The sequence below is a fragment of the Vibrio sp. KUL80 genome, assembly GCF_059725495.1.
On sequence record NZ_AP045841.1, the window covers coordinates 42,633 to 64,131 of the forward strand.

Annotated in this window: 20 protein-coding genes; 11 read left to right on the forward strand and 9 right to left on the reverse strand. The window is 47.5% G+C overall.

Annotated features, from left to right (window positions below; all coding sequences use genetic code 11):
• Positions 1-96 precede the first annotated feature (96 nt).
• Positions 97-1,038, reverse strand: coding sequence for a LysR family transcriptional regulator (locus tag AC6I8U_RS00190; protein WP_498017412.1), 942 nt, complete (start codon positions 1,036-1,038; stop codon positions 97-99).
• A gap of 157 nt (positions 1,039-1,195) precedes the next feature.
• Here AC6I8U_RS00190 and AC6I8U_RS00195 point away from each other — a divergent pair, with 157 nt between their 5' ends.
• Both AC6I8U_RS00195 and tsrA read left to right on the forward strand, forming a co-directional pair.
• The gene (locus AC6I8U_RS00195) at positions 1,196-2,341 is read left to right on the forward strand and encodes a multidrug effflux MFS transporter (RefSeq protein WP_498018290.1); all 1,146 of its coding nucleotides are present in this window, start codon (positions 1,196-1,198) and stop codon (positions 2,339-2,341) included.
• A gap of 92 nt (positions 2,342-2,433) precedes the next feature.
• Positions 2,434-2,718: an H-NS-like global regulator TsrA gene (gene tsrA, locus AC6I8U_RS00200; RefSeq protein ID WP_042478912.1), complete on the forward strand. Its 285-nt coding sequence runs from the start codon at positions 2,434-2,436 to the stop codon at positions 2,716-2,718.
• 72 nt (positions 2,719-2,790) lie between these two features.
• On the opposite strand, the gene AC6I8U_RS00205 is transcribed toward tsrA, so the two are convergent.
• The 4 genes from AC6I8U_RS00205 to AC6I8U_RS00220 all read right to left on the reverse strand — a co-directional run bounded on the left by AC6I8U_RS00205 (position 2,791) and on the right by AC6I8U_RS00220 (position 5,322).
• On the reverse strand, positions 2,791-3,243 hold the full coding sequence (locus AC6I8U_RS00205) for a DoxX family protein (protein WP_042478909.1): 453 nt from the start codon (positions 3,241-3,243) through the stop codon (positions 2,791-2,793).
• Complete coding sequence (locus tag AC6I8U_RS00210; protein WP_498017413.1) at positions 3,240-4,031, reverse strand: HvfC/BufC N-terminal domain-containing protein; 792 nt, start codon at positions 4,029-4,031, stop codon at positions 3,240-3,242. Before AC6I8U_RS00210 ends, AC6I8U_RS00205 begins: the two co-directional genes overlap by 4 nt.
• On the reverse strand, positions 4,031-4,888 hold the full coding sequence (bufB, locus tag AC6I8U_RS00215) for an MNIO family bufferin maturase (RefSeq protein ID WP_498017414.1): 858 nt from the start codon (positions 4,886-4,888) through the stop codon (positions 4,031-4,033). Before bufB ends, AC6I8U_RS00210 begins: the two co-directional genes overlap by 1 nt.
• Before the next feature lie 173 nt (positions 4,889-5,061).
• Positions 5,062-5,322 carry a BufA1 family periplasmic bufferin-type metallophore gene (locus AC6I8U_RS00220; protein ID WP_042478904.1) on the reverse strand — a complete coding sequence of 87 codons (261 nt, stop codon included), beginning with the start codon at positions 5,320-5,322 and terminating at the stop codon, positions 5,062-5,064.
• A gap of 259 nt (positions 5,323-5,581) precedes the next feature.
• On the opposite strand from AC6I8U_RS00220, the gene uvrD reads away from it, so the two are divergent.
• Complete coding sequence (gene uvrD, locus AC6I8U_RS00225) at positions 5,582-7,756, forward strand: DNA helicase II (RefSeq protein WP_498018291.1); 2,175 nt, start codon at positions 5,582-5,584, stop codon at positions 7,754-7,756.
• A gap of 747 nt (positions 7,757-8,503) precedes the next feature.
• On the opposite strand, the gene AC6I8U_RS00230 is transcribed toward uvrD, so the two are convergent.
• Positions 8,504-9,160, reverse strand: a complete 657-nt coding sequence (locus AC6I8U_RS00230) for a LysE family translocator (RefSeq protein ID WP_112478781.1) — start codon at positions 9,158-9,160, stop codon at positions 8,504-8,506.
• A 17-nt stretch (positions 9,161-9,177) separates the two neighbouring features.
• On the reverse strand, positions 9,178-10,095 hold the full coding sequence (gene rarD / locus AC6I8U_RS00235; RefSeq protein ID WP_498017415.1) for an EamA family transporter RarD: 918 nt from the start codon (positions 10,093-10,095) through the stop codon (positions 9,178-9,180).
• Positions 10,096-10,300: 205 nt separating this feature from the next.
• Between rarD and recQ the strand changes: the two genes are divergently transcribed.
• From recQ to AC6I8U_RS00250, 3 genes are all read left to right on the forward strand, one after another.
• Positions 10,301-12,136 (forward strand): ATP-dependent DNA helicase RecQ, encoded by a 1,836-nt coding sequence (recQ, locus tag AC6I8U_RS00240; RefSeq protein ID WP_042503160.1) that lies wholly within the window; start codon positions 10,301-10,303, stop codon positions 12,134-12,136.
• Positions 12,129-12,431 carry a DUF3630 family protein gene (locus AC6I8U_RS00245; RefSeq protein WP_128649908.1) on the forward strand — a complete coding sequence of 101 codons (303 nt, stop codon included), beginning with the start codon at positions 12,129-12,131 and terminating at the stop codon, positions 12,429-12,431. The genes recQ and AC6I8U_RS00245 overlap by 8 nt, the downstream gene beginning before the upstream one ends.
• A gap of 210 nt (positions 12,432-12,641) precedes the next feature.
• Positions 12,642-13,313, forward strand: a complete 672-nt coding sequence (locus AC6I8U_RS00250) for a 7-cyano-7-deazaguanine/7-aminomethyl-7-deazaguanine transporter (RefSeq protein WP_498017416.1) — start codon at positions 12,642-12,644, stop codon at positions 13,311-13,313.
• Positions 13,314-13,404: 91 nt separating this feature from the next.
• On the opposite strand, the gene gppA is transcribed toward AC6I8U_RS00250, so the two are convergent.
• Both gppA and rhlB read right to left on the reverse strand, forming a co-directional pair.
• On the reverse strand, positions 13,405-14,901 hold the full coding sequence (gppA, locus tag AC6I8U_RS00255) for a guanosine-5'-triphosphate,3'-diphosphate diphosphatase (protein ID WP_498017417.1): 1,497 nt from the start codon (positions 14,899-14,901) through the stop codon (positions 13,405-13,407).
• Positions 14,902-14,953: 52 nt separating this feature from the next.
• The gene (gene rhlB / locus AC6I8U_RS00260) at positions 14,954-16,246 is read right to left on the reverse strand and encodes an ATP-dependent RNA helicase RhlB (RefSeq protein ID WP_042478900.1); all 1,293 of its coding nucleotides are present in this window, start codon (positions 16,244-16,246) and stop codon (positions 14,954-14,956) included.
• A gap of 108 nt (positions 16,247-16,354) precedes the next feature.
• Here rhlB and trxA point away from each other — a divergent pair, with 108 nt between their 5' ends.
• From trxA to AC6I8U_RS00285, 5 genes are all read left to right on the forward strand, one after another.
• The gene (trxA, locus tag AC6I8U_RS00265; protein ID WP_042478899.1) at positions 16,355-16,681 is read left to right on the forward strand and encodes a thioredoxin TrxA; all 327 of its coding nucleotides are present in this window, start codon (positions 16,355-16,357) and stop codon (positions 16,679-16,681) included.
• A 192-nt stretch (positions 16,682-16,873) separates the two neighbouring features.
• Entirely contained in the window at positions 16,874-18,133 is a 1,260-nt protein-coding gene (rho, locus tag AC6I8U_RS00270; RefSeq protein ID WP_042478896.1) for a transcription termination factor Rho, read from the forward strand.
• Between the two features lie 129 nt (positions 18,134-18,262).
• On the forward strand, positions 18,263-19,261 hold the full coding sequence (locus AC6I8U_RS00275; protein WP_498017418.1) for a hypothetical protein: 999 nt from the start codon (positions 18,263-18,265) through the stop codon (positions 19,259-19,261).
• A gap of 98 nt (positions 19,262-19,359) precedes the next feature.
• Positions 19,360-21,225, forward strand: coding sequence for a 4-hydroxy-3-polyprenylbenzoate decarboxylase (gene ubiD, locus AC6I8U_RS00280; protein WP_498017419.1), 1,866 nt, complete (start codon positions 19,360-19,362; stop codon positions 21,223-21,225).
• A complete protein-coding gene (locus AC6I8U_RS00285; protein WP_234494928.1) occupies positions 21,222-21,494 on the forward strand; it encodes a 2Fe-2S iron-sulfur cluster-binding protein in 273 nt (90 codons plus the stop codon). The genes ubiD and AC6I8U_RS00285 overlap by 4 nt, the downstream gene beginning before the upstream one ends.
• Positions 21,495-21,499 lie beyond the last annotated feature (5 nt).

Below are 21,499 nucleotides of genomic sequence, written 5' to 3' on the forward strand. Positions count from 1 at the left end.
TGCTCTATAAGCTAGCGCTTTTACGGATGATATACAATCGATTCTATGCTCAGATGAAACTATCCACCAATAGTTACTACGATCAAATTTGGTTCGTTATCTTAAGTGCAATGTTTTCTGACGAATGATGTCGATAAGCCAGTTTAGAGCCGGGTCGCGGTCTCTGTCTTTATGCCAAAATAAGGTGTAGGCCATTGGAGGAAACTCTAAGGGCAGTGGCAAGACTCTCAGTCCCATTTGCTCAGCGACCAAATGAACAAAATGCCTCGGTGCGGTAAAGACAAAATCGGTGTAGCTGCAAAGGGCCGCTGCATTATTAAAGTCAGGAACCGTAATGGCGATATCACGCTCTTTACCCATATCAGCGAGTTTGTAATCCAACAGCCAGCGGTCGCTTCCATCACAGCGTACTTGTACATGTCGCAAGGAAAGGTAGGTATCTAGGTTCCAAGGCTTAGAATGAATAGGGTGGTTTGCACGAACCAGACACATCTGATTGTCTCTATACACCTCAAGTTCTTGGATATCGTCTGGGGCGACCATAGTGCGGATTGCATCTCGAATATCAATGTCTTTACCAGTGATACCAAGATCGAGTTCGCCTTTTTGCATCTGCTCAAACGTCGATTCGTTCCAAGCATGAGTACTAATACTGAGATTAGGACCTTGACTGAATATCGCAGGTAAGAAATGCGGCATGATGAGAGGGTAGACGCTCTCTACAGCTGCAATGTGGAAACGGTATTCACTGGTGGTCGGCGAAAACTCTGGTGGCGCAGTAATCGACTGCATATGAGCCACCAAAATATCAAGTTTCGGCTTAAGCTGAAGGGCGCGAGGTGTGGGAGACAACCCATGAGCATGACGAGTAAATAGCGGGTCATCAAACAACTCACGTAGTTTGGATAGAGACTTACTGACCGCGGATTGGGTTAGGCACAATCGATTTGCTGCCCGAGTCACATTGCATTCATCTAAGAGAACCGACAAACAGAGCAATAAATTGAGATCGATCCGACTCAGCTTTTCTAAGTTCATAGTGAGAAATTCCTTTCAGGAATAATGCTAATGAGTATAAACCATTTCTGCTCATATCATAACGAATATAGAATCACATCCCAATTGAACACATTCTATCGGTAAGAGGCGACCTTTGAATAACACCCCTTCTAAAGTCCAAGTAGCAGCGCTCGTCATGTTGGTATTTTTTAGCCCTTTGGCTATTGATATTTATCTGCCAGCATTGACGCAGATCTCTTCATCTTTTGATGTCGCACATACTCGTGCTCAGGACACGATCACTTGGTTTTTGATTGCGATGGGTGTGGGTCAACTCTTTGCAGGGCCACTTGCCGATAAACTAGGACGTCGAACGGTTGCCCTTGGTGGTATCGCTATCTACGGAATGAGTGCTTGCTTGGCGTGGGCAGCTCAATCTATCGAGTGGATGCTTGCCGCAAGGTTGCTACAAGGCTTAGGTGCGTGCGCGACATCTGTAGCGGCCTTTGCAACCGTTCGCGATATGTATGGGCCAGAGCGCAGTGGAAAAATGATCAGTTACCTTAACGGAGCCATTTGTTTTATTCCTGCACTCGCTCCAATCTTGGGTAGTTATTTAACACAGCAATTTGGCTGGCGCGCAAACTTCAGCTTTATGGCGGGGTTTGCACTTATGGTTGGAGGCATAGTTCTGCTTAACATGCGTGAGACCAATCCTGCTCAAATTGGCGAAAAGTACTTTGCTTTGTCTCGCTACACACAGGTGCTTAGTACACCAACTTTCTTATTTCATGCCACGCTATGTTTGCTGGCGATGGGGGTTATTCTTGCCTATGTGACGTCTGCTCCCGTAGTCTTGATGGAACAAATGGGGTTGTCGATGAACGCCTTTACGTTCTGGTTCGGTCTTAATGCCGTGTTTAACATTGCTGCCTGTATGTTAGCGCCAAAGATTATGGACAAGGTGGGTACCCACAAAACGCTGCAACTCGGTATTGTTACTTTACTGACAGCTGGCGCGGCGATGGTTTGGGGAGCGAAGTTCTACACACCGGCATCCTTTATGGTTCCAGTCATTCTTTCATCGATAGGCTTTGCCCTTATATTGGGGGCCGCGGCGGGTAAGGCGTTAGCACCATTTGGCGATAAAGCTGGCACAGCTGCTGCGCTACTTGGTTTGTTCCAGATGAGTGGTGCTGGTCTCTTGGTTGGTATCATGCAGCGAATGGGTTTAGAAGCACCTTATATGATTGCACTACAAATGTGGCTTGTGCTGCCTGCACTAATTATCCTCAAGACAAAAGTTGGTAAAGGCTGGCATCAAACTGTAAAAATCGGCTAATTTAAAATCGATTTAGTTTTCCCAATTGAAAAAACGGGTGTATATTTAGCTCTATATACCCCGTATTAATTAATAACTGGATAAACGCAGTAATGTCTTTGACAACGTACGAAATGGCTCGTGTTCTCGAGCAAATGGAAGAATCTCCAGAAAAAATCATGTTTGGTAAGTTGCTCAATGAATTGGGTAACCAAAGTGAAGAGCGTATCCGCAGTGCCGCTAAACAGGTACCAATCCATATACTGCGAGATATTGTTTATCAATTTCAGCAAGTCATTGAATCTCGTAAAGGTGAGCAGGTAGAGTCACTCGCCAAAGAATTGGCAGAACAAGGCATTTCAGCTGAAGAATTAAAAGCCTTTCTTGCGAACAAGTAATCCATCGTTTTATTAAAAAGCCCGGTATATTTATACCGGGCTTTTTACTTCCTACATTATTCAATCAACAGATTATTTTATCTGTGAACGAATGACTTTATCTGCAGATATAGGTCCAGGTCCCCATACGACGACGACTAATATCATCAAGCCCCAGAGTTGGTGGTCATAGAACCCTTTTTCCCAAAGCAGTGGGTATGAAACAACGGCAATGATATTAAACACAAACAAGACAGCTGCCATTGGTCGAGTAAATAAACCGAGAGCAACAAACACCGGCAGGATCAATTCTGCTGCAGTACCCATATATGCTGCCAACTCCCAGGGTAAAATCGGCACTTGATACTCCAGCTCAAATAGATAAAGCGTGCTGTCCCAAGACGCAATCTTGGTTAGTCCAGAATTAAAGAAAACCCAAGCGACCCAGAGACGGCAGAACAGTAACAGCAAGGGTACAAAGCCTGCTTGAAGCGTATCGATTAGCTTATCGTAGCTGACTAGCCAATTAGAGAGTGTTGATTTCATGTCATGCTCCTTGCGGTGTGCTCGTTATGCAGAGTAAATCCAGCTACAACATCCAAGGCGAATATACTTGGTAGTGCCGTTAGGAGAGCAGGATCAATGAACTTAAGTGGCTGCTGGTGAGATAAAGCGACCAACAATTGAAAGCTAGTCTCGTCGATCACATGTATGGTAGGGGATGCCAATCCTTGCTTTGTGACGAGCACGGATTCGGGTTGATTGATATTGAAATCATCGAGCTGCTCGTTGTGAATTGCCTCTATAAGGCTCGCGATAGCAAACTCAGACTGCATCAAACGATGATTTGGTTTCACATGAAACACAAGCTCACTGTGTTGTGTTTCTGGTACTAGACTCATGTTGACGAGCGGCTCGATGTCATCATTAATGCTGCTTAACGGACATTGATTAAGTGCATCAATAGCTGATTCTAGCGTCATGACATCGACTAAATAGGGAGCCGCGCTTGTGATGTTGTCCAACTCGGATACGGAGTGCGCGAAGCCTTCCCCATAGTCAGCGACATTGCCTGTTTGTGGGGGATGATGAATGATGTGGTGTTTGGCCATGGACTGGAAACACTCTTCTCCCACGAGCTGTAATGTCATTGGATAGCAGACTGCTAGTACTTCACCTAGGCTAATGACAAAATTATTGCGATAGACTTGCATACGATCATCGGCACTAAAGTGGTCGCCGACAATATATTGGTGGATGCTGCTATCAGTTTGGCAGAGTGAGCGACTGAAGGCCGATTGCAGTTCACTAAGACTTAGTTCGCTGGGATTCATTATGCGCTCCTCAATGTTTCTGTGCTGTTCTCAACGAGAATATCGATCGCTTTCTCGGCTTCTTCGAGTAGCACTTGCGGCTCGGGGATATCGAGATCCCACTCAATGAGTGTAGGGACTGGAGCGTTTGAACTGTTCCACTCTCGATATAACTCCCACACTTCGTCCGATACCCGAGCACTGTGGGTATCAATCCAAATTTCACCTTGCTCAAGCTGCTTACGGGTAAAACCGGCTAAATGAATCTCGTCTACGGTCGTTGGATCGACAGCGGCAAGATAGCGATTTGCATCGTAGCCATGGTTGAAGCAAGAGACATGCACGTTGTTTAGGTCGAGTAACAGACGGCAATCAGTACGACGTTGCACTTCGGAGAGAAATTCCCATTCTGGAATCGTCGAGTGATTGAATCGCAAATAGCTGGATGGGTTCTCAATTAATAGCGGCCTTTGAATTGCATCTTGTACTTGAAGCACATTGCGACAAAACAGTATCAACGCTTCTTCCGTATAGGGAAGTGGCAGCAAGTCATTAAAATAATGCCCACCGTGCTCACTCCAACTTAGGTGATCCGAAACAGCAAATGGCTGAATGTCATCGATGAGCCGTCTGAGCTGATGTAAGTGTTGAGTGTTTACTTCTGACGCCGAACCCAAAGAAAGACCGATACCATGACAGCTGATATTGACCTGATCGCGAATCGCCTTTAACTGACGGTACTCAGCGGTATGCGATAGGAAATAATTTTCGCTATGAATCTCAAGCCATCCTGCCTTATCAGCATGCTGCTCAAAGTAGTCTAGGTGTGGTGTGCGTAATCCAACACCAACAAGCTGAAAGGCACGACTTCGATCCATGATGATCTCCCTGATCTGTTTGATTTTGTGGGTAACTTGTAGAAAACGAAAGGGGCGCATCGTTACGCCCCTCCGGTCTTGTTGTAACTTGAAAACGTATGAACAAACAAAGTGAAGACAAAGTTACAATCAAGCTATGCTGATAGCATTGTCGCTTCTAGCACGCGGGACGGCTACGCAGACTCTGTGCTACCACCAACCAGTTTGCCGCATAGACCCTTAGGGACAACAACGAAGGCATCTTTCTGGTTATCTTCTTTCGCAGTACCTGCACATGAGCTGGTTTTTGTTGCACAGTCGTTTTTCCCAGCTTTTGATACGCCGTAGCATTTCTCTTTATCTGCTGCGTGTGCTGGTGCTGCGCCTAGTGTTGCGCCGCCAAGAGCGATTAGACCGGTAACTGCTGCAGTGATAGCTAGATTAGTAGTTTTCATAGTACTTTCCTCGAGACTTGATCCATGTGGTTTATTTTCACAGGTCACTGTTTGCGACTTGCTTATCCAATAGGATAGGAAGCCAAACAAAAATCTTTCAAAAAGATCAAAAAAACTTTGTAATAATGTTAAATGCTAGTATATACCATTGATTTGTATCCAATTTTTTTAAATTTAAAATTAAGAAAATTTTCTGAAATGGTGAGACTGTTTGAGTTATAATCAACGGATATGTATAAATAACCAGTAGCTAAGACTCATCATGGATCCTTCTCTTCTTCTCGACGGTCTCAATGACAAGCAGCGTGAAGCTGTTGCAGCCCCTTTAGAGCACATGCTCGTCCTTGCCGGTGCAGGCAGTGGTAAAACGCGCGTTCTGGTGCATCGTATTGCTTGGCTTATGTCGGTTGAGAACGCCTCTCCGTTTTCCATTATGTCTGTGACCTTTACCAATAAAGCGGCAGCAGAGATGAGAGGGCGTATTGAAGAGCTGATGATGGGCAGTGCTTCTGGTATGTGGAACGGCACTTTCCATGGCATCTGTCACCGCATCCTGCGTGCGCATTATCTCGATGCTAAGCTTCCAGAAGATTTCCAGATCATTGATACCGACGATCAGCAAAGGCTGTTAAAACGTCTCATCAAGGCGCAGAACCTGGATGAGAAGCAATGGCCAGCACGTCAGGCAGCTTGGTGGATTAATGGTAAGAAAGATGAGGGGCTACGACCTCAACATATCGATAGCTACCAAGATCCTGTGACTAAGACCTATTTGCAGATCTACACCGCGTACCAAGAGGCGTGTGATCGTGCTGGGCTGGTGGACTTTGCAGAAATCCTGCTGCGTGCCCATGAGCTGCTGCGTGATAACAAGTTTGTTCGTGAGCACTACCAAGCGCGCTTCAAACACATTCTGGTGGACGAGTTTCAAGACACCAACAACATCCAGTACGCCTGGCTGCGCATGATGACCGGCGCTGACTGTAAGGTGATGATTGTTGGTGATGATGACCAGTCTATTTATGGCTGGCGTGGTGCTAAGGTCGAGAATATCCAGAAGTTCTTAGATGAGTACCTAGGTGCGAAAACCATTCGCCTTGAGCAGAACTACCGCTCCACTAAAACCATCCTTGAAGCTGCCAACGAGCTGATCGCCAACAATACTGAACGTATGGGTAAGGAGCTATGGACGGAAGGTAACGAGGGTGAAAAGATTTCTGTTTACTCTGCGTATAACGAGCTGGATGAAGCGCGTTTTGCCGTGGGTAAAATCAAAGAGTGGCTTGATAAAGGTGGCAGTCTGACAGATTGCGCCATGCTATATCGAAACAACGCCCAGTCCCGTGTTTTAGAAGAAGCCTTGATTCAAGCGCAACTGCCATATCGTATCTATGGTGGTATGCGATTCTTCGAGCGCCAAGAGATCAAAGATGCTCTGGGCTATTTGCGCTTGATGGCCAATCGCAACGACGATGCCGCATTTGAACGTATTGTGAATACACCGACTCGTGGGTTGGGGGATAAAACTCTAGATACCATTCGTTTTGCCGCTCGCGATCGCGGGGCAACGCTATGGGAAGCGAGTATTGCACTACTGGATGAAAAGGTTCTTGCTGGGCGTGCTGCTGGCGCGCTATCGCGTTTCATTGAGCTTATCAATGCACTCGAAGACGACACGTTTGAATCGCCGCTTCATGAGCAAACTGACCATGTGATTAAGACCTCTGGGCTATTTGCTATGTACGAGCAAGAGAAGGGCGAGAAGTCTAAGGCGCGCATTGAAAACTTGGAAGAACTCGTCACCGCAACGCGTCAGTTTGAGAAACCTGAAGAAGCGGAAGATATGACGCTGCTGACGGCGTTCTTAACTCACGCGGCGTTAGAAGCTGGTGAAGGTCAAGCCGATGAGTTTGATGATGCGGTGCAGCTAATGACACTGCATAGTGCCAAAGGTCTCGAGTTCCCAATGGTATTTATGGTGGGGGTTGAAGAGGGCATGTTCCCTAGCCAGATGTCGGCGGAAGAAGCGGGCAGGTTAGAGGAAGAGCGCCGCCTCTGTTATGTGGGTATGACGCGTGCGATGGAGAAGCTATTCATCACCTACGCAGAGATGCGTCGTCTTTACGGACAAGACAAATATCATAAGCCGTCTCGTTTTATCAGAGAGCTGCCAGAGACATGCTTGCAAGAAGTTCGCATGAAGGCGCAAGTCAGCCGTCCAACGACAACGGGACGCTTTAGCCAAACGGAAGTGAAGAATAACTTCAACGAAACGGGCTTCAATCTGGGTGAGCGTGTCATGCACCCTAAATTTGGTGAAGGAACCATCATCAACTTTGAAGGAAGTGGCCCACAAAGCCGCGTACAAGTTGCCTTTAACGGTGAAGGTATTAAATGGCTGGTGACGCAGTACGCCAAGCTGGAAAAGCTGTAAACGATTCAACATGAGCGTTTAACCAAAAGGAGCTTATCGATGGGCTCCTTTTTTGTATCTAGTGTTCTAGGTTGAGCCTTGTTCTAAATCGCTAAATCGCTAAATCGCTAAATCGCAGACAAAGAAAAACCCCGAGGGCTTGCGCCCATCGGGGTTATAGTCTTACTCGCAGCAATCCGGCTACTAAAAGTGCTCCATGCATCTAATCCATGATAGTGTGCTGTAATCCGTCAGCTTAGTCCTTTCGTCGCCTTCCTAGCGGTGTCCTAATGATCTTATCCTGATCTGCTAACAATCCTCGTTAGCGCACTTCACTTGTTCCCTGAGCGGTGTCCCTGACATCATCCTGATGCTAAGTCCTTGCCTCATCCAGAGGTGTCCATTGTCTTTCCTTAGTAGTAACCATCCTAGTTACTATTGCGTCCATTCAATGTCCAATTTGCTTTCCATGCCGATCATTCATCCTGAATAACCGTATCTTCTTCCTGAAGATGCCCAAATCCGTGAGCGTTTCCTGTTCCGTGTCAGCATCCTTCCGACATGGTTAATATTAAACGAAACTGGCCTCGGAGCAATCCAGTTAAACGGTAATAATCCACTACCTCAGCAAAGCGAAATTATCTCCATTCCAATAAAAACAAATGGTTAGCTCGTTTTAGGGGTGAATGCTTGTAGCACGAAGCGATAAACACCTAAGGCTTTGTGAGAGATCTCGCACACGCTGCGTGTCGAATGGCGCAAAATACCCTAAAGGCCGGAAATCACCTGAGTGAAGATGGTCACACCAATCCCTGAAAACAGCACACCACATAGCCCATCAATGTAGATAGCCGCTGATCCAAGCTTACGCTGCATGCGCTTAGTCGATAGCGCCCAGGCTAAAAACGAGAACCAAGCCAAGGAAAGCGACCATAGAATTACGAGAGCCGCCACTTTACCCGGAATCGACATGGTTGATGGCACCAAGCTAGACATCAAACTAATAAAGAACACCAAGGCTTTCGGGTTGAGAATATTGGTGGTAAAGCCGCGAGAGAACGCCTGTCTTCGGCTAGAAAGCAGAAGACTAGGGTCATTGGCAAGGTCACTTGGCTGGTGGCGCTGTGCCCATCTACCCCATACGGAGCGTAAGGCGCCAATACCGAGGTAAAGCAAATAGCTGCCGCCAGCGATTTGCACCACGGCAAACAGTGTTGGGTGCTGATGTACGACATAGCTCACGCCCGTTAGACTGAAAATAGAGTGCAGCAAGATGCCAAATGACAGCCCCAGGGCAATATAAAAGCCAGTCTGGCGTCCAAATCGAGTCGCATTTTGTACCACGAGCGCAAAGTCTGGGCCCGGGCTCATGAGGGCAACAAAGTGCACCGTGGCGAGAGTGACTAGAATAGTGATTTCGTTCATTGTTTTCTGTATCTGTATTACTGAGTTTTAGCCATTGTCTTCTTATTGCTGCGATTGGTTTTTAGTCCATCGAAGCTAAATACCACCAATGCACCCCAGATGAAGGCAAAGGTGAGCGCTTTATCTAAGGTAAAGGCTTCGCCATACACGAGTACGGCCAACAAGAACATTAAGCTCGGGCCAATGTATTGGAAAAAGCCAAGAGTCGACAGCTTCAAGCGTGTCGCCGCACCGGTAAAGCACAATAGTGGTAGCGTGGTAACGATACCTGCAGAGATAAGGAGGAGATTCAGTGTCGTGCTGTTATCCATCATATTTGACGTCGCCGTATCCGCGATAAATAGCACATAAATGGCGGCAGCTGGCAACATCACTAAGGTTTCAATGAATAGCCCGGTTTGCGCATCTAAACTGACTTTCTTACGCAGCAAACCGTACAGGCCAAAGCTCATTGCTAGTGCGAGGGCAACAACGGGTACCGAACCAAATGCAATTAGCTGGATCAGTACACCGATGGTGGCAAGTGCGACCGCAAACCACTGCAGTTTTCTAAGTCGTTCACCTAAAAACAGCATGCCGAGTATCACGTTGATGAGCGGGTTAATGTAGTAACCCAGGCTAGCATCGAGCATGTGATTGGCGTTAACCGCCCAGATAAAGATAAGCCAGTTAATACCAACGAGCAGTGCGGTGGTGAAAAGGTAGCCCATCTTCTTTTTAGAGCGCAGCACATCGCGAACGCTGCGCCAGCGTCGACCAAAATGCAGCAAGACAGTCAGCAACACAAATGACCAGATCACTCGGTGGCTGAGAATTTCTAGGGGAGAAACGCTACCTAGTGCCTTAAAGTAGATAGGGGCGATACCCCACATTGTGTATGCACCGATGGCGAGCAGTACGCCTTGTTTGGCTCTTTGCTGTTCTTCTAATGACATGCAAATTTTCTCAAGAGCAGGTCTGTGACCTAAAAGGGGGAGGAAAGCGTTTGAGTATAACGTGTTGTGGTGTTTTGGACTATTTAATGCTCGATCTGAAGCTACTTTTTCTTCATCCCGCAGAGCAAATTGAGTTTCCTTCAAGTGACAACCCCTCTACAATGTAGCGTTTTCGACCCATCAAAGACTTTCATCAGGATATTGCATGACAGCCGTACTCGCTGCAGAACAATCTGAATCACTACCCAGTTCGCAGTCGGTCTTAGAGTCCGTTTTCGGCTATCAAGAGTTCCGTCCGGGACAGCAAGAAGTTATCGACAGTGCTATTGCGGGCAACGATGGCCTCGTGATCATGCCAACCGGTGGCGGTAAATCTCTGTGCTATCAGATCCCTGCCTTGGTGAGACCCGGCGTGACCTTGGTTATCTCGCCACTGATTTCCCTGATGAAAGATCAAGTCGACCAGCTCAAGGCTGACGGCGTTGCTGCAGAGTGTATTAACTCGACTCAGTCGAGAGAGGCGTTGATTGATATCTATCGCCGCATGAACAGCGGGCAGATCAAGCTGGTGTATGTGTCGCCAGAGCGCGTGTTGATGCACGACTTTATTGAGCGTCTAGAGCATATTGAGCTGTCGATGATTGCTGTGGATGAAGCGCACTGTATTTCTCAGTGGGGGCACGACTTTCGCCCTGAGTATGCCGCGCTCGGTCGACTAAAAGAGCAATTTCCTTATGTACCCGTTGTGGCGCTGACAGCAACGGCCGACGATGCCACTCGCAAAGACATCATCCACAGGCTTAATCTACAAAACCCGCACGAATACTTGGGCAGTTTTGATAGACCTAATATCCGTTACACCTTGGTAGAGAAGCATAAGCCGGTCTCGCAGATCGTGCGCTTTCTTGGCGAGAACAAGGGCGGCAGCGGAATCATCTATTGTGGTAGCCGTAAGAAAGTGGAAATGCTCACCGAAAAGCTTTGTGGCAACCATATCCGAGCGGCAGGCTATCATGCTGGTATGGATACCGATGAGCGTGCTTATGTTCAAGATGCGTTTCAGCGTGATGACATTCAGGTTGTGGTGGCAACGGTGGCCTTTGGTATGGGTATCAATAAGCCGAACGTACGTTTCGTTGCTCACTTTGATATCCCGCGCAACATCGAATCTTATTACCAAGAGACCGGCCGAGCAGGACGTGATGGTTTGCCCGCAGAAGCGATGATGCTTTACGATCCTGCTGATATGGGCTGGCTGCGCCGCATGGTGGATGAAAAGCCTGAAGGACCACAAAAGCAGGTCGAGAGTCATAAGCTTAACGCCATGAGTGCGTTTGCGGAGGCGCAAACCTGTCGTCGTCAGGTACTGCTTAATTACTTTGGTGAGTACCGCGAGCAGCCTTGTGGTAACTGCGATATCTGCTTGGATCCTCCTAAGCATTTTGATGCCACCCAAGAGGCGCAAAAGGCGCTTTCATGTGTCTATCGCGTCAATCAAAGCTTTGGTATCAGCTACGTGGTAGAGGTGCTGCGTGGTATGTCAAATATCCGTATTCGCGAGCATGGGCATGACAAACTCACCACTTACGGCATTGGCCGCGATCATAGCCACGATTACTGGGTGAGTATCTTTAGACAGTTGGTGCACAAAGGGTTACTGAGCCAAAACATCACTCGTAACTCGACGTTGCAACTGACAGAGGAAGCGCGTCCTCTTCTGCGCGGTGAAACCACGCTAGAGCTTGCTGTACCAAGACTCGATACTGCGGCGCGCAGCGCGAAATCCGATAAGCTGGCGTCGAAACACTACGACAAGAAGCTGTTTGCCAAACTACGTAAACTGCGTAAGTCGATTGCTGATGAAGATGGCTTGCCACCGTATGTGGTGTTCAGTGACGCGACCTTGATTGATATGGCGGAAATTTTACCGACCTCGTACGGTGAAATGCTCGCTGTGAACGGGGTGGGTGAGCGCAAGCTTGAAAAGTATGCGGATCCATTCCTCGACTTAATACAGGAGCATTTGACGGGTCATGGCTGATTTTGGTCTTCGTGAATATATTGAACAGGAAGGTAAACTGCTTATCATCACGCCTTCCTTTGACTTTGATAGTTTTGACTCGCTAGCGGTGTCGATGCTCGGCCAGCTTTCAGCAACGGTAGTAGAAAAGCAGTGGGATGCGGACATTCATACCTGGTTGGTGGATTTTGAAGGTTGTCGTATGCTGCTAAAAGGCGAGCATTACAGTGAGTCAATGTGGTTTGAGGCCTTGGATATTTCGGCGAGCAAAGAAGAGTTTGATTTCTTAGCTGGTCTATTTCGTCGCGGCTTTTGACCTAATGCATTCAGTTGTTAGCTCGAAAACGTTTGCTCTATTATCCTCTATTGCGCGTCAAATTGATTAATGTATAATCGCCCGCCGCTGAGCTTAGTTAATCAAACAATGAGTTAAACAAGCAGGCACAATAAACCATTTTATTAGTCACTCGAGGCTTTGCCTCAACTTGGGTTCCCTCAACCCCAAGCAAAACGAAAAAGGTACAATATGAATCCGTTTTCTCCTGTGCAGCAGCGCAAAGCTCTGACATTTCTCGTTCTATTTCACTTGGTGATCATCGCATCCAGTAACTACTTGGTGCAGCTACCGTTTACTATTTTCGGTTTCCACACCACGTGGGGCGCATTTACTTTCCCATTCATTTTCCTTGCGACCGATCTGACCGTACGTATCTTTGGTGCTGGTTTAGCCCGTAAGATCATCTTCTTAGTCATGCTGCCTGCGTTGGCGGTGTCGTATGGATTATCGGTATTGTTCTTTGAAGGGCAGTTCCAAGGCTTTGGGCACTTGGGTGAATTTAACCTGTTTGTTGCTCGTATCGCTGCGGCAAGCTTTATGGCTTACCTGCTGGGACAAATACTAGATGTGCATGTTTTCAACCGTCTGCGCCAAATGAAGCAGTGGTGGGTGGCTCCGACATGTTCAACACTGTTTGGTAACGCGCTGGATACGCTGGCTTTCTTTGCTATCGCATTCTACCAAAGCCCAGATCCGTTTATGGCAGAGCACTGGACGGAGATCGCCTTGGTCGACTACGGCTTCAAACTGGTGATTAGTCTTGGTCTGTTTGTACCAATGTACGGCGTGCTGCTCAATTTCTTGGTGAAGAAGCTGACAGCAGTGAACCCAGAGTTAAAGGTAACAGGCGTAAAAGCCTAATGAGTCTCTAGAAGCAAAATGTAAAAAATCCCGAACGGTTTGGTTCGGGATTTTTTTTCACAGTAATCAGCTTGAGCCGCTTGAATCAGGCTTAGACTGCCTGAATCGTCAGTGGCCAACCGGCATCTGATTGTCGGTTAGACTCGATTTCAAGCTCTGCCGCTGACAGTGGATGGGCTTCTAACCACTGCTTATCAATAGAGAGCGTTAGGCTGTTGCCCTCACACTGCACCGCAAATTGAGGCTGCAGATCACGCTGACGGCGGTGAGTAATGATCACTGATAAGCGCAACAATCTCAGAACTCGCTCCGCACTCTGTGTAGACAAAGCATGCTGCGATGGCAGTGGTGTCAGTTGGTCTTTGTATCGACGAACCACTTCAGCTAGCAGATGCTTTTGCGCACGAGTGAAACCCGGCAAATCTAAGTTCTGAAGTAAGTACGCACTATGCTCACCGGCCTTTTTAAAGTCTAAGGTGAGGCCGATTTCATGCAGTTTTGATGCTGCTTCAAGCAGTGCAATGGCATGTGGCTCTTCAATCCAGCTTTCGTTACCACAGCTCACCAATAAGCTGGTGGCAGTAGCCGCAACTTGATCGCCGTATTCCACATCGAGCTGACAACGGGTTTGCACGCTATTAATCGTGCGCGCACGAATGTCATCTTGTTGCAGCTCTTTAACCATGTCATACACCATACCCTCACGCAGCGCGCCGCCCGCAAGCGTCATGGAGTCGATATTGAGTAGCTCAAATATGGCAATCAATATCGACAGGCCGCTTGGGAAAACCAAAGCCCGTTCCAGCGTTAGACCATCAATATCGAGCTCTTCAAGATGATCGGCTTGCATCGCTTGTTTTTGCAGTCGCTTGAGTTTGGCATGAGTGATGACCTCATCCATACCTTGCGCCAGCATGATCTCTTGCAGAGCTTGAACTGTGCCACTGGCACCCACACACACGTCCCAGCCCAATCCCTGATACTGCTCTAGAATTGGGGCGAGTGTCTGTTTGGCGCCTTCGATAGCGCGTTCGAAGTTGGCTTTGTTTAGCTGGCGGTCTTTGAAGAAACGCTCTAGCCAAGTCACGCAGCCCATTTTCAAACTGGTCAACGCTTTTGGCTCGAACCCTTCGCCAATAATAAGCTCGGTACTAGCACCGCCAATATCGACCACAAGGCGACGGCCAGTGCCGCCAGACGTATGAGCCACACCTTTATAGATGGTCGCCGCTTCTTCTTCACCGCTGATCACTTGGATTGGGTAGCCCAATATTTGATTAGCCTTGGTTAGGAATACATCGACATTAGTCGCGGTACGCAGTGTTGCGGTACCGACGATACGGATGTTTTCTTTTGGAATGTCTTGCAGCCTTTCCGCGAAAAGACTAAGACAATCCCAACCACGCTGCATCGCTTCTTGACTGAGGGCCATCTCATCATCAAGGCCTGCGGCCAAACGCACCTTGCGCTTAATCTTGGCCATGGTCTGAATGCTGCCATCGATATGACGTACAACCAACATATGGAAACTGTTGGAGCCAAGATCGATAGCCGCATACAAAGGTGAAGAATTCACTGCGAGACTCATAAAAACTGCTTACTTCCTGTTCAGATTACTGCTTATGTCAGATCTCGGTCTATTACGACCTTGGTGATCTTGGCCTTCTTTGAGGCTTTCTATTTGATGGTCGTGAGCCACCTGTATTCGTGCGACGAGGACCTGAGTTGCGGCTCTTCATTACGAGTGGCGCAGGCAGCTCGGTCAACAGTGCGCTTGAGTCATAGTCAGACACTGGAATGGAGTGCTCGATATACTCTTCAATCGCTGGCAGGTTGATCGCGTACTCTTCACAAGCAAAGCTGATTGAGTGACCACTTGCACCAGCACGACCTGTACGGCCAATACGGTGAACGTAATCTTCACAGTCGTCAGGTAGGTCGTAGTTGAATACGTGCGTCACTTGAGGGATGTGTAGACCACGTGCTGCAACGTCCGTCGCAACCAGAATGTCCACATCACCTTTTGTGAATTGCTCAAGGATCTTCTCACGCTTCTTCTGTGGTACATCACCAGTCAAAAGACCAACGCGATGGCCGTCAGCGGCTAGGTGACCCCATACTTTTTCACATTTATGTTTGGTGTTAGCGAAGATAATAGCGCGATCCGGCCATTCTTCCTCTACCAGCGTTTGCAGCAGGGCCATCTTTTCATTGTTTGATGGGTAGAACAGCTCTTCTTGAATGCGGTGACCCGTCTTTTGCTCAGGCTCAACAACCACGTGCTCAGGGTTATGCATGTGTTCGAACGCAAGCTCTTGTACACGGTATGACAAGGTCGCAGAGAACAGCATGTTGAGACGGTCTTTAGGCTCAGGCATACGGCGGAACAAAAAGCGAATGTCTTTAATAAAGCCAAGGTCGAACATACGGTCGGCTTCATCAAGCACTACAGCCTGAATGTTGTTGAGGTTAAAAACACGCTGCTTGTAGAAATCGATAATACGACCACAGGTACCGATAAGAATATCGACGCCTTGTTCCAGCTTAGCAAGTTGCTTGTCGTAGCTATCACCACCATACGCAAGTGCTGTTTTCAGACCTGTGCTTTCAATGAGCGGCTTGGCATCATTGTGGATCTGGATAGCAAGTTCGCGCGTTGGAGCCATGATGATCGCGCGCGGTTGTGTCGCTTTGCGGCCTTCATGTTCAGGCGTATTTAACAGATGGTTAAAGGTAGCAGTGAGAAACGCAAGCGTTTTCCCCGTCCCGGTTTGGGCCTGTCCTGCAATATCTTGGCCGGCGAGCAGTACCGGCAGCGCCAAGGCTTGGATAGGGGTACAGTATTCGAACCCTTTTTTTTCCAATCCTTCAATGATTTGCGGGTGCAAATCTAAATCGGCGAACTTTTGCTCTGTGATATGCGTCTTTTTCATCGGTATAGAATATCAGCTTAAGCTTGCAATACGAAGGTAAATACATTCCAATAGGAGATCTAATTGTTGGTGATTATCTCATCAATACAAAAAATATCGGAGTGAAAGATGAGTGAAAAGATTTTGCAGCTGACGGATGACGGTTTTGAAACTGACGTAATTAATGCTGCAGGCCCGGTTCTTGTTGACTTCTGGGCGGAGTGGTGTGGTCCTTGTAAGATGATTGCCCCAATCCTCGATGAAATCGCAGATGAGTACGAAGGCAAACTCACTATCGGCAAGCTAAACATCGACCAAAACGCAGGTACTCCACCTAAGTTTGGTATTCGTGGCATTCCAACGCTACTACTTTTCAAAGATGGCGGAGTGGCAGCAACTAAGGTTGGCGCACTGTCAAAAACTCAGCTAAAAGAGTTCTTAGACGAGAACTTATAATGAGAAGTAACGAAAACCGTGTATCTTAACAAATACACGGTTTTGTTTTTTTCAAAGCTAGACTAGACTCTTTTTTAGTGATAATTTATCGCACGTTAATTAAACAAGTGTTCACTTCTTGGTCGATCCTGTGACCAAATCCTTCTTAACAACAAAACAGATCCTATTTTGACTAAACAAACATCCACCACAATGAACTTAACAGAATTGAAGAACAGACCTGTTTCTGAGCTCGTTAAACTTGGCGAATCTCTTGGTCTGGAAAACTTAGCTCGTCTGCGTAAGCAAGACATCATCTTCGCCATCTTAAAAGCCCATGCGAAAAGTGGTGAAGATATCTTTGGTGACGGGGTCTTAGAGATTCTTCAAGATGGTTTTGGTTTCCTGCGTAGCGCAGACAGTTCATACCTTGCTGGCCCAGATGATATCTACGTTTCTCCAAGTCAGATCCGTCGTTTCAACCTGCGTACAGGTGACTCGATTGCCGGTAAGATTCGCCCACCAAAAGATGGCGAGCGCTATTTCGCACTTCTAAAAGTAAACACTGTTAACGCTGACAAGCCAGATAACGCACGTAACAAGATCCTGTTTGAAAACCTAACCCCTCTGCATGCTAATGAGCGCATGACTATGGAGCGTGGTAACGGCTCAACAGAAGACATTACTGCACGTGTTCTTGATCTCGCGTCTCCAATAGGTAAAGGTCAACGTGGTCTTATCGTTGCACCACCTAAAGCGGGTAAAACCATGCTGCTGCAAAACATTGCGCAGAGCATTGCCCACAACCACCCTGAATGTGAATTGATGGTTCTTCTTATCGACGAACGTCCGGAAGAAGTAACTGAGATGCAGCGCCTAGTTAAAGGTGAAGTAGTGGCATCGACGTTTGATGAGCCAGCGTCTCGTCACGTTCAAGTTGCGGAAATGGTTATCGAGAAAGCGAAGCGTCTTGTTGAACACAAGAAAGACGTGGTTATCCTACTGGATTCTATCACTCGTCTAGCTCGTGCTTACAACACGGTAGTACCTTCATCAGGTAAGGTTCTTACTGGTGGTGTTGACGCGAACGCACTACACCGTCCTAAGCGTTTCTTCGGTGCAGCTCGTAACGTAGAAGAAGGCGGCAGCCTAACTATCATCGCAACAGCGCTAGTGGATACTGGCTCTAAGATGGATGAAGTTATCTACGAAGAGTTTAAAGGTACAGGTAACATGGAACTTCACCTAAACCGTAAGATTGCCGAGAAGCGTGTATTCCCAGCGATTGATTTCAACCGTTCAGGTACACGTCGCGAAGAGCTACTGACGAAAGCCGATGAGCTACAGAAGATGTGGATCCTACGTAAGATTGTTCACCCAATGGGCGAAATCGATGCGATGGAATTCCTAATCGACAAGCTTGCAATGACGAAGACTAACGATGAGTTCTTTGATGCGATGCGTCGTCAGTAATCGTTAATCGAGTCCGCAAAGCGGACAACGAGTCTCAAATTTTAAACGTCACCCCATAGGGGTGACGTTTTTGTTTGCACTTCCCCTGTTTCGCGCGCACAATACTGAGTGTGTTAACAGGAGGTTAATATGCTACAAGGATGGTTAGCGTCTTTACTCCTCGTATTGGCAGTGTCATTTTCACAGCCAGTTTATGCGTCTAAGGAAATGACGCAGCAGGAGGTTGATCACTGGATGCAAAGCCCTGTGGTTTTGCAGAAAGTCGACGATTTTTTATTGTTGGTGGAACAAGACGACACCGACAGCCTCAGATTTGCGTTAAATCGACTCGCGTTGCCTCAACAAGAGGTAGCGAGATTTTTGCTGCTCAAGCATCTTGAAGAGAGTGAGCGTATTCTTTCCCCTAAAATGGCCATTTTCGTACAAGGTCAAAAATCCCTGCCGCCTACTTATACTATGCTCGAGCGCGGTGATGGTTATGAATTTTCGATCCCTGCCTTTAATTATCCCGCCATATCAGCACGTCTCATAAAGCGTTGGAACAGCGACCAAAAAACTTTGGAATTCATCCTTCAGGCTGAAAGTGAACAGCTAGTTTTGCGTGATTGGTTGTCACAGGGCAGTGACTATGAACGTAAGATTCGCGAAGACTTACTCGTTAGAGAGTTTGACAGTTTGTCACCCAAAGCAAACGCCTACATTACACAACAGCTTACCGAAGCCAAGATCACGGAATGGTTGCCATCGACACGAGTCTTAGTACGTATGGCTCAAGTTAACGAAGACGAAGCTTTGTATGACTTACTGTGGAAAATGCGCGCCGACTATCATAGCCAAGCAGAGCTAGAGAGGCTGGCGAGTGTCTCTTCACCGTTTGCACAGAAGCAGATTATGGCAGCGGCACGTAACCCTAGTCTCAAGCGCCAGGCGATCACTGAGCTTGCTCAAATTACGCCACTCCCAAGTGAGGTGAAAACCTTCTTGGTGACGCGAATGACAAGAGTCGAAGATGCAAGCTTTGTGGCGACACAGCTAGCGCAGAATGGTCATAGTGGTTGGGTAAGAGATGTGCTTTCAACCAATAGCCAGGTCAAATCGAGTCTTATTTTGCAGGCGTTGTCGAACTAACTGAATTTGTTTGCCTCTTTGGTTAGTTGAGAGGACATTTCGCTAGATGATAGATTTACGTATATAATGGCACCATCTTTCAAGGCGAAGTATCCCCTATGATTTACAAGGACTTACGTGATTTCACTCAGCACCTGGAAAGCCAGGGGCTGCTCAAGCGCATCTCGCATCCCGTCGACCCTGATTATGAAATGACGGAGATCAGCGATAGGACTCTGCGAGCTGGTGGACCAGCATTGCTGTTCGAAAATCCAATCGGCTACGACATGCCGGTATTGACTAATCTCTTCGGCACGCCACAGCGAGTGGCGATGGGGATGGGACGAGAGCAGGTATCAGAGCTTAGAGAAGTGGGTAAACTACTGGCCTACTTAAAAGAACCTGAGCCACCGCGTGGCTTTAAAGACGCGATCAATAAAATCCCTCTATTTAAGAAAGTGCTGCACATGCCGGCCAAAAGGCTGCGTAAGGCTGCTTGCCAACAAGTCGTTTGGCAAGGTGATGAGGTCGACCTTGATAAAATCCCAGTGATGAGTTGTTGGCCTGATGACGTCGCACCCTTGCTAACTTGGGGACTCACGGTCACCAAAGGTCCGAATAAGAAGCGTCAAAATTTAGGTATCTATCGCCAACAGAAGATAGCCAAGAATAAGATCATCATGCGCTGGCTGGCACATCGTGGTGGGGCGCTTGATCTAAGAGACTGGATGGAAAGTAATCCCGGAAAACCGTTCCCAGTCTCAGTCGCATTTGGCGCCGACCCGGCCACCATCCTTGGGGCGGTCACCCCCGTACCGGATACTTTGTCTGAATATGCGTTTGCGGGATTGCTGCGCGGCGAACGTACCGAAGTGGTCAAATCGGTTAGCAACGATCTTGAAGTGCCAGCGAGTGCCGAAATTGTTCTTGAGGGTTATATCGATCCGCAAGAATTTGCCGATGAAGGTCCGTATGGAGACCACACAGGCTACTACAACGAAAAAGAAAAGCACCACGTCTTTACCATTACGCACATTACTATGCGTGAAAACCCTATCTATCACAGCACCTATACAGGCCGCCCGCCAGATGAACCGGCAGTACTCGGGGTGTCGCTGAACGAAGTCTTTGTGCCTATCTTGCAAAAGCAGTTCCCGGAAATTGAAGACTTCTATCTTCCGCCAGAAGGATGTTCGTATCGCATGGCGGTAGTAACCATGAAGAAGCAATACCCAGGGCATGCTAAGCGTGTGATGATGGGGGTATGGTCTTTCTTGCGTCAGTTCATGTACACCAAGTTTGTCATTGTATGTGATGAAAGCGTCAATGGCCGCGACTGGCAGCAAGTCACCCAAGCTATGAATGATCATATGGTACCGAGTCGCGATACCTTGATGATTGAAAGCACGCCAATAGATTCTTTGGACTTTGCATCACCGCTTACCGGTTTAGGTTCCAAAATGGGACTGGATGCCACAATTAAGTGGGATGCAGAGTTGGAGCTGGAGGCGGCCAAGTATCAAACGGCACAAGATATCGAGCGCTCGAATAGTTGGGATGAAACCTTATTGACGAAACAGGTTACAGCTCAATATCCAGAAGTGACTGACTTGTATATTGCACCGGGAACGGGTACAAATCGTATGGTACTGCTGACTCTAGATAAGCAACGCGCAGGTCAAGCTATTGAGGTAATGAAAGGAGTAGAGACTATACTCTCACCTTATCTGGCGGCTAAGTTTATTGTTGCCTGCGACCAAGACGTGAACGTGCGTGATTGGAATGACGTGATTTGGGCGATCACCACGAGAATGGACCCGTCCAGAGATACATTGCTGGTCAACGATAGCACCTCTAGAGCTTATTTAGATGCAACCAATAAACTTGAAGACGAAGTGACGCGTGAGTGGGGCATACCAATTAAAAAAGACCCAGCATTGGTTGCAAAGATAGACAGCATTTGGGATGAACTCAATATCCTATGACAAAGCGAGTAGTGCTCAAGCCTCAAAACCTTGAGTTTATAGTCGAAGAAGGGCAGACAGTGTTAGAGGCTGCGCTCAACCAGAATCTTGCTTTTCCTCACCGCTGCCAGGTGGGGGCCTGCGCTTCTTGTTTATGCCGTATCGAGTCGGGTACGGTGGACTATGATTTGGAACCATTACTTACCGAGAAAGAAAAGCAGCAAGGTTGGATGTTCTCCTGCCTTGCTTATCCAAAGAGTGATTTGGTGATCACCTTTGGAGACGAGTAAAAGAG

Excerpts from the sequence above, each read along its gene's own strand:
- AC6I8U_RS00190 (WP_498017412.1), bottom strand. The coding sequence starts at position 1,038 with ATGAACTTAGAAAAGCTGAGTCGGATCGATCTCAATTTATTGCTCTGT.
- AC6I8U_RS00195 (WP_498018290.1), top strand. The coding sequence starts at position 1,196 with ATGTTGGTATTTTTTAGCCCTTTGGCTATTGATATTTATCTGCCAGCA.
- tsrA (WP_042478912.1), top strand. The coding sequence starts at position 2,434 with ATGTCTTTGACAACGTACGAAATGGCTCGTGTTCTCGAGCAAATGGAA.
- AC6I8U_RS00205 (WP_042478909.1), bottom strand. The coding sequence starts at position 3,243 with ATGAAATCAACACTCTCTAATTGGCTAGTCAGCTACGATAAGCTAATC.
- AC6I8U_RS00210 (WP_498017413.1), bottom strand. The coding sequence starts at position 4,031 with ATGAATCCCAGCGAACTAAGTCTTAGTGAACTGCAATCGGCCTTCAGT.
- bufB (WP_498017414.1), bottom strand. The coding sequence starts at position 4,888 with ATGGATCGAAGTCGTGCCTTTCAGCTTGTTGGTGTTGGATTACGCACA.
- AC6I8U_RS00220 (WP_042478904.1), bottom strand. The coding sequence starts at position 5,322 with ATGAAAACTACTAATCTAGCTATCACTGCAGCAGTTACCGGTCTAATC.
- AC6I8U_RS00230 (WP_112478781.1), bottom strand. The coding sequence starts at position 9,160 with ATGAACGAAATCACTATTCTAGTCACTCTCGCCACGGTGCACTTTGTT.
- rarD (WP_498017415.1), bottom strand. The coding sequence starts at position 10,095 with ATGTCATTAGAAGAACAGCAAAGAGCCAAACAAGGCGTACTGCTCGCC.
- recQ (WP_042503160.1), top strand. The coding sequence starts at position 10,301 with ATGACAGCCGTACTCGCTGCAGAACAATCTGAATCACTACCCAGTTCG.
- AC6I8U_RS00245 (WP_128649908.1), top strand. The coding sequence starts at position 12,129 with ATGGCTGATTTTGGTCTTCGTGAATATATTGAACAGGAAGGTAAACTG.
- AC6I8U_RS00250 (WP_498017416.1), top strand. The coding sequence starts at position 12,642 with ATGAATCCGTTTTCTCCTGTGCAGCAGCGCAAAGCTCTGACATTTCTC.
- gppA (WP_498017417.1), bottom strand. The coding sequence starts at position 14,901 with ATGAGTCTCGCAGTGAATTCTTCACCTTTGTATGCGGCTATCGATCTT.
- rhlB (WP_042478900.1), bottom strand. The coding sequence starts at position 16,246 with ATGAAAAAGACGCATATCACAGAGCAAAAGTTCGCCGATTTAGATTTG.
- trxA (WP_042478899.1), top strand. The coding sequence starts at position 16,355 with ATGAGTGAAAAGATTTTGCAGCTGACGGATGACGGTTTTGAAACTGAC.
- rho (WP_042478896.1), top strand. The coding sequence starts at position 16,874 with ATGAACTTAACAGAATTGAAGAACAGACCTGTTTCTGAGCTCGTTAAA.
- AC6I8U_RS00275 (WP_498017418.1), top strand. The coding sequence starts at position 18,263 with ATGCTACAAGGATGGTTAGCGTCTTTACTCCTCGTATTGGCAGTGTCA.
- ubiD (WP_498017419.1), top strand. The coding sequence starts at position 19,360 with ATGATTTACAAGGACTTACGTGATTTCACTCAGCACCTGGAAAGCCAG.
- AC6I8U_RS00285 (WP_234494928.1), top strand. The coding sequence starts at position 21,222 with ATGACAAAGCGAGTAGTGCTCAAGCCTCAAAACCTTGAGTTTATAGTC.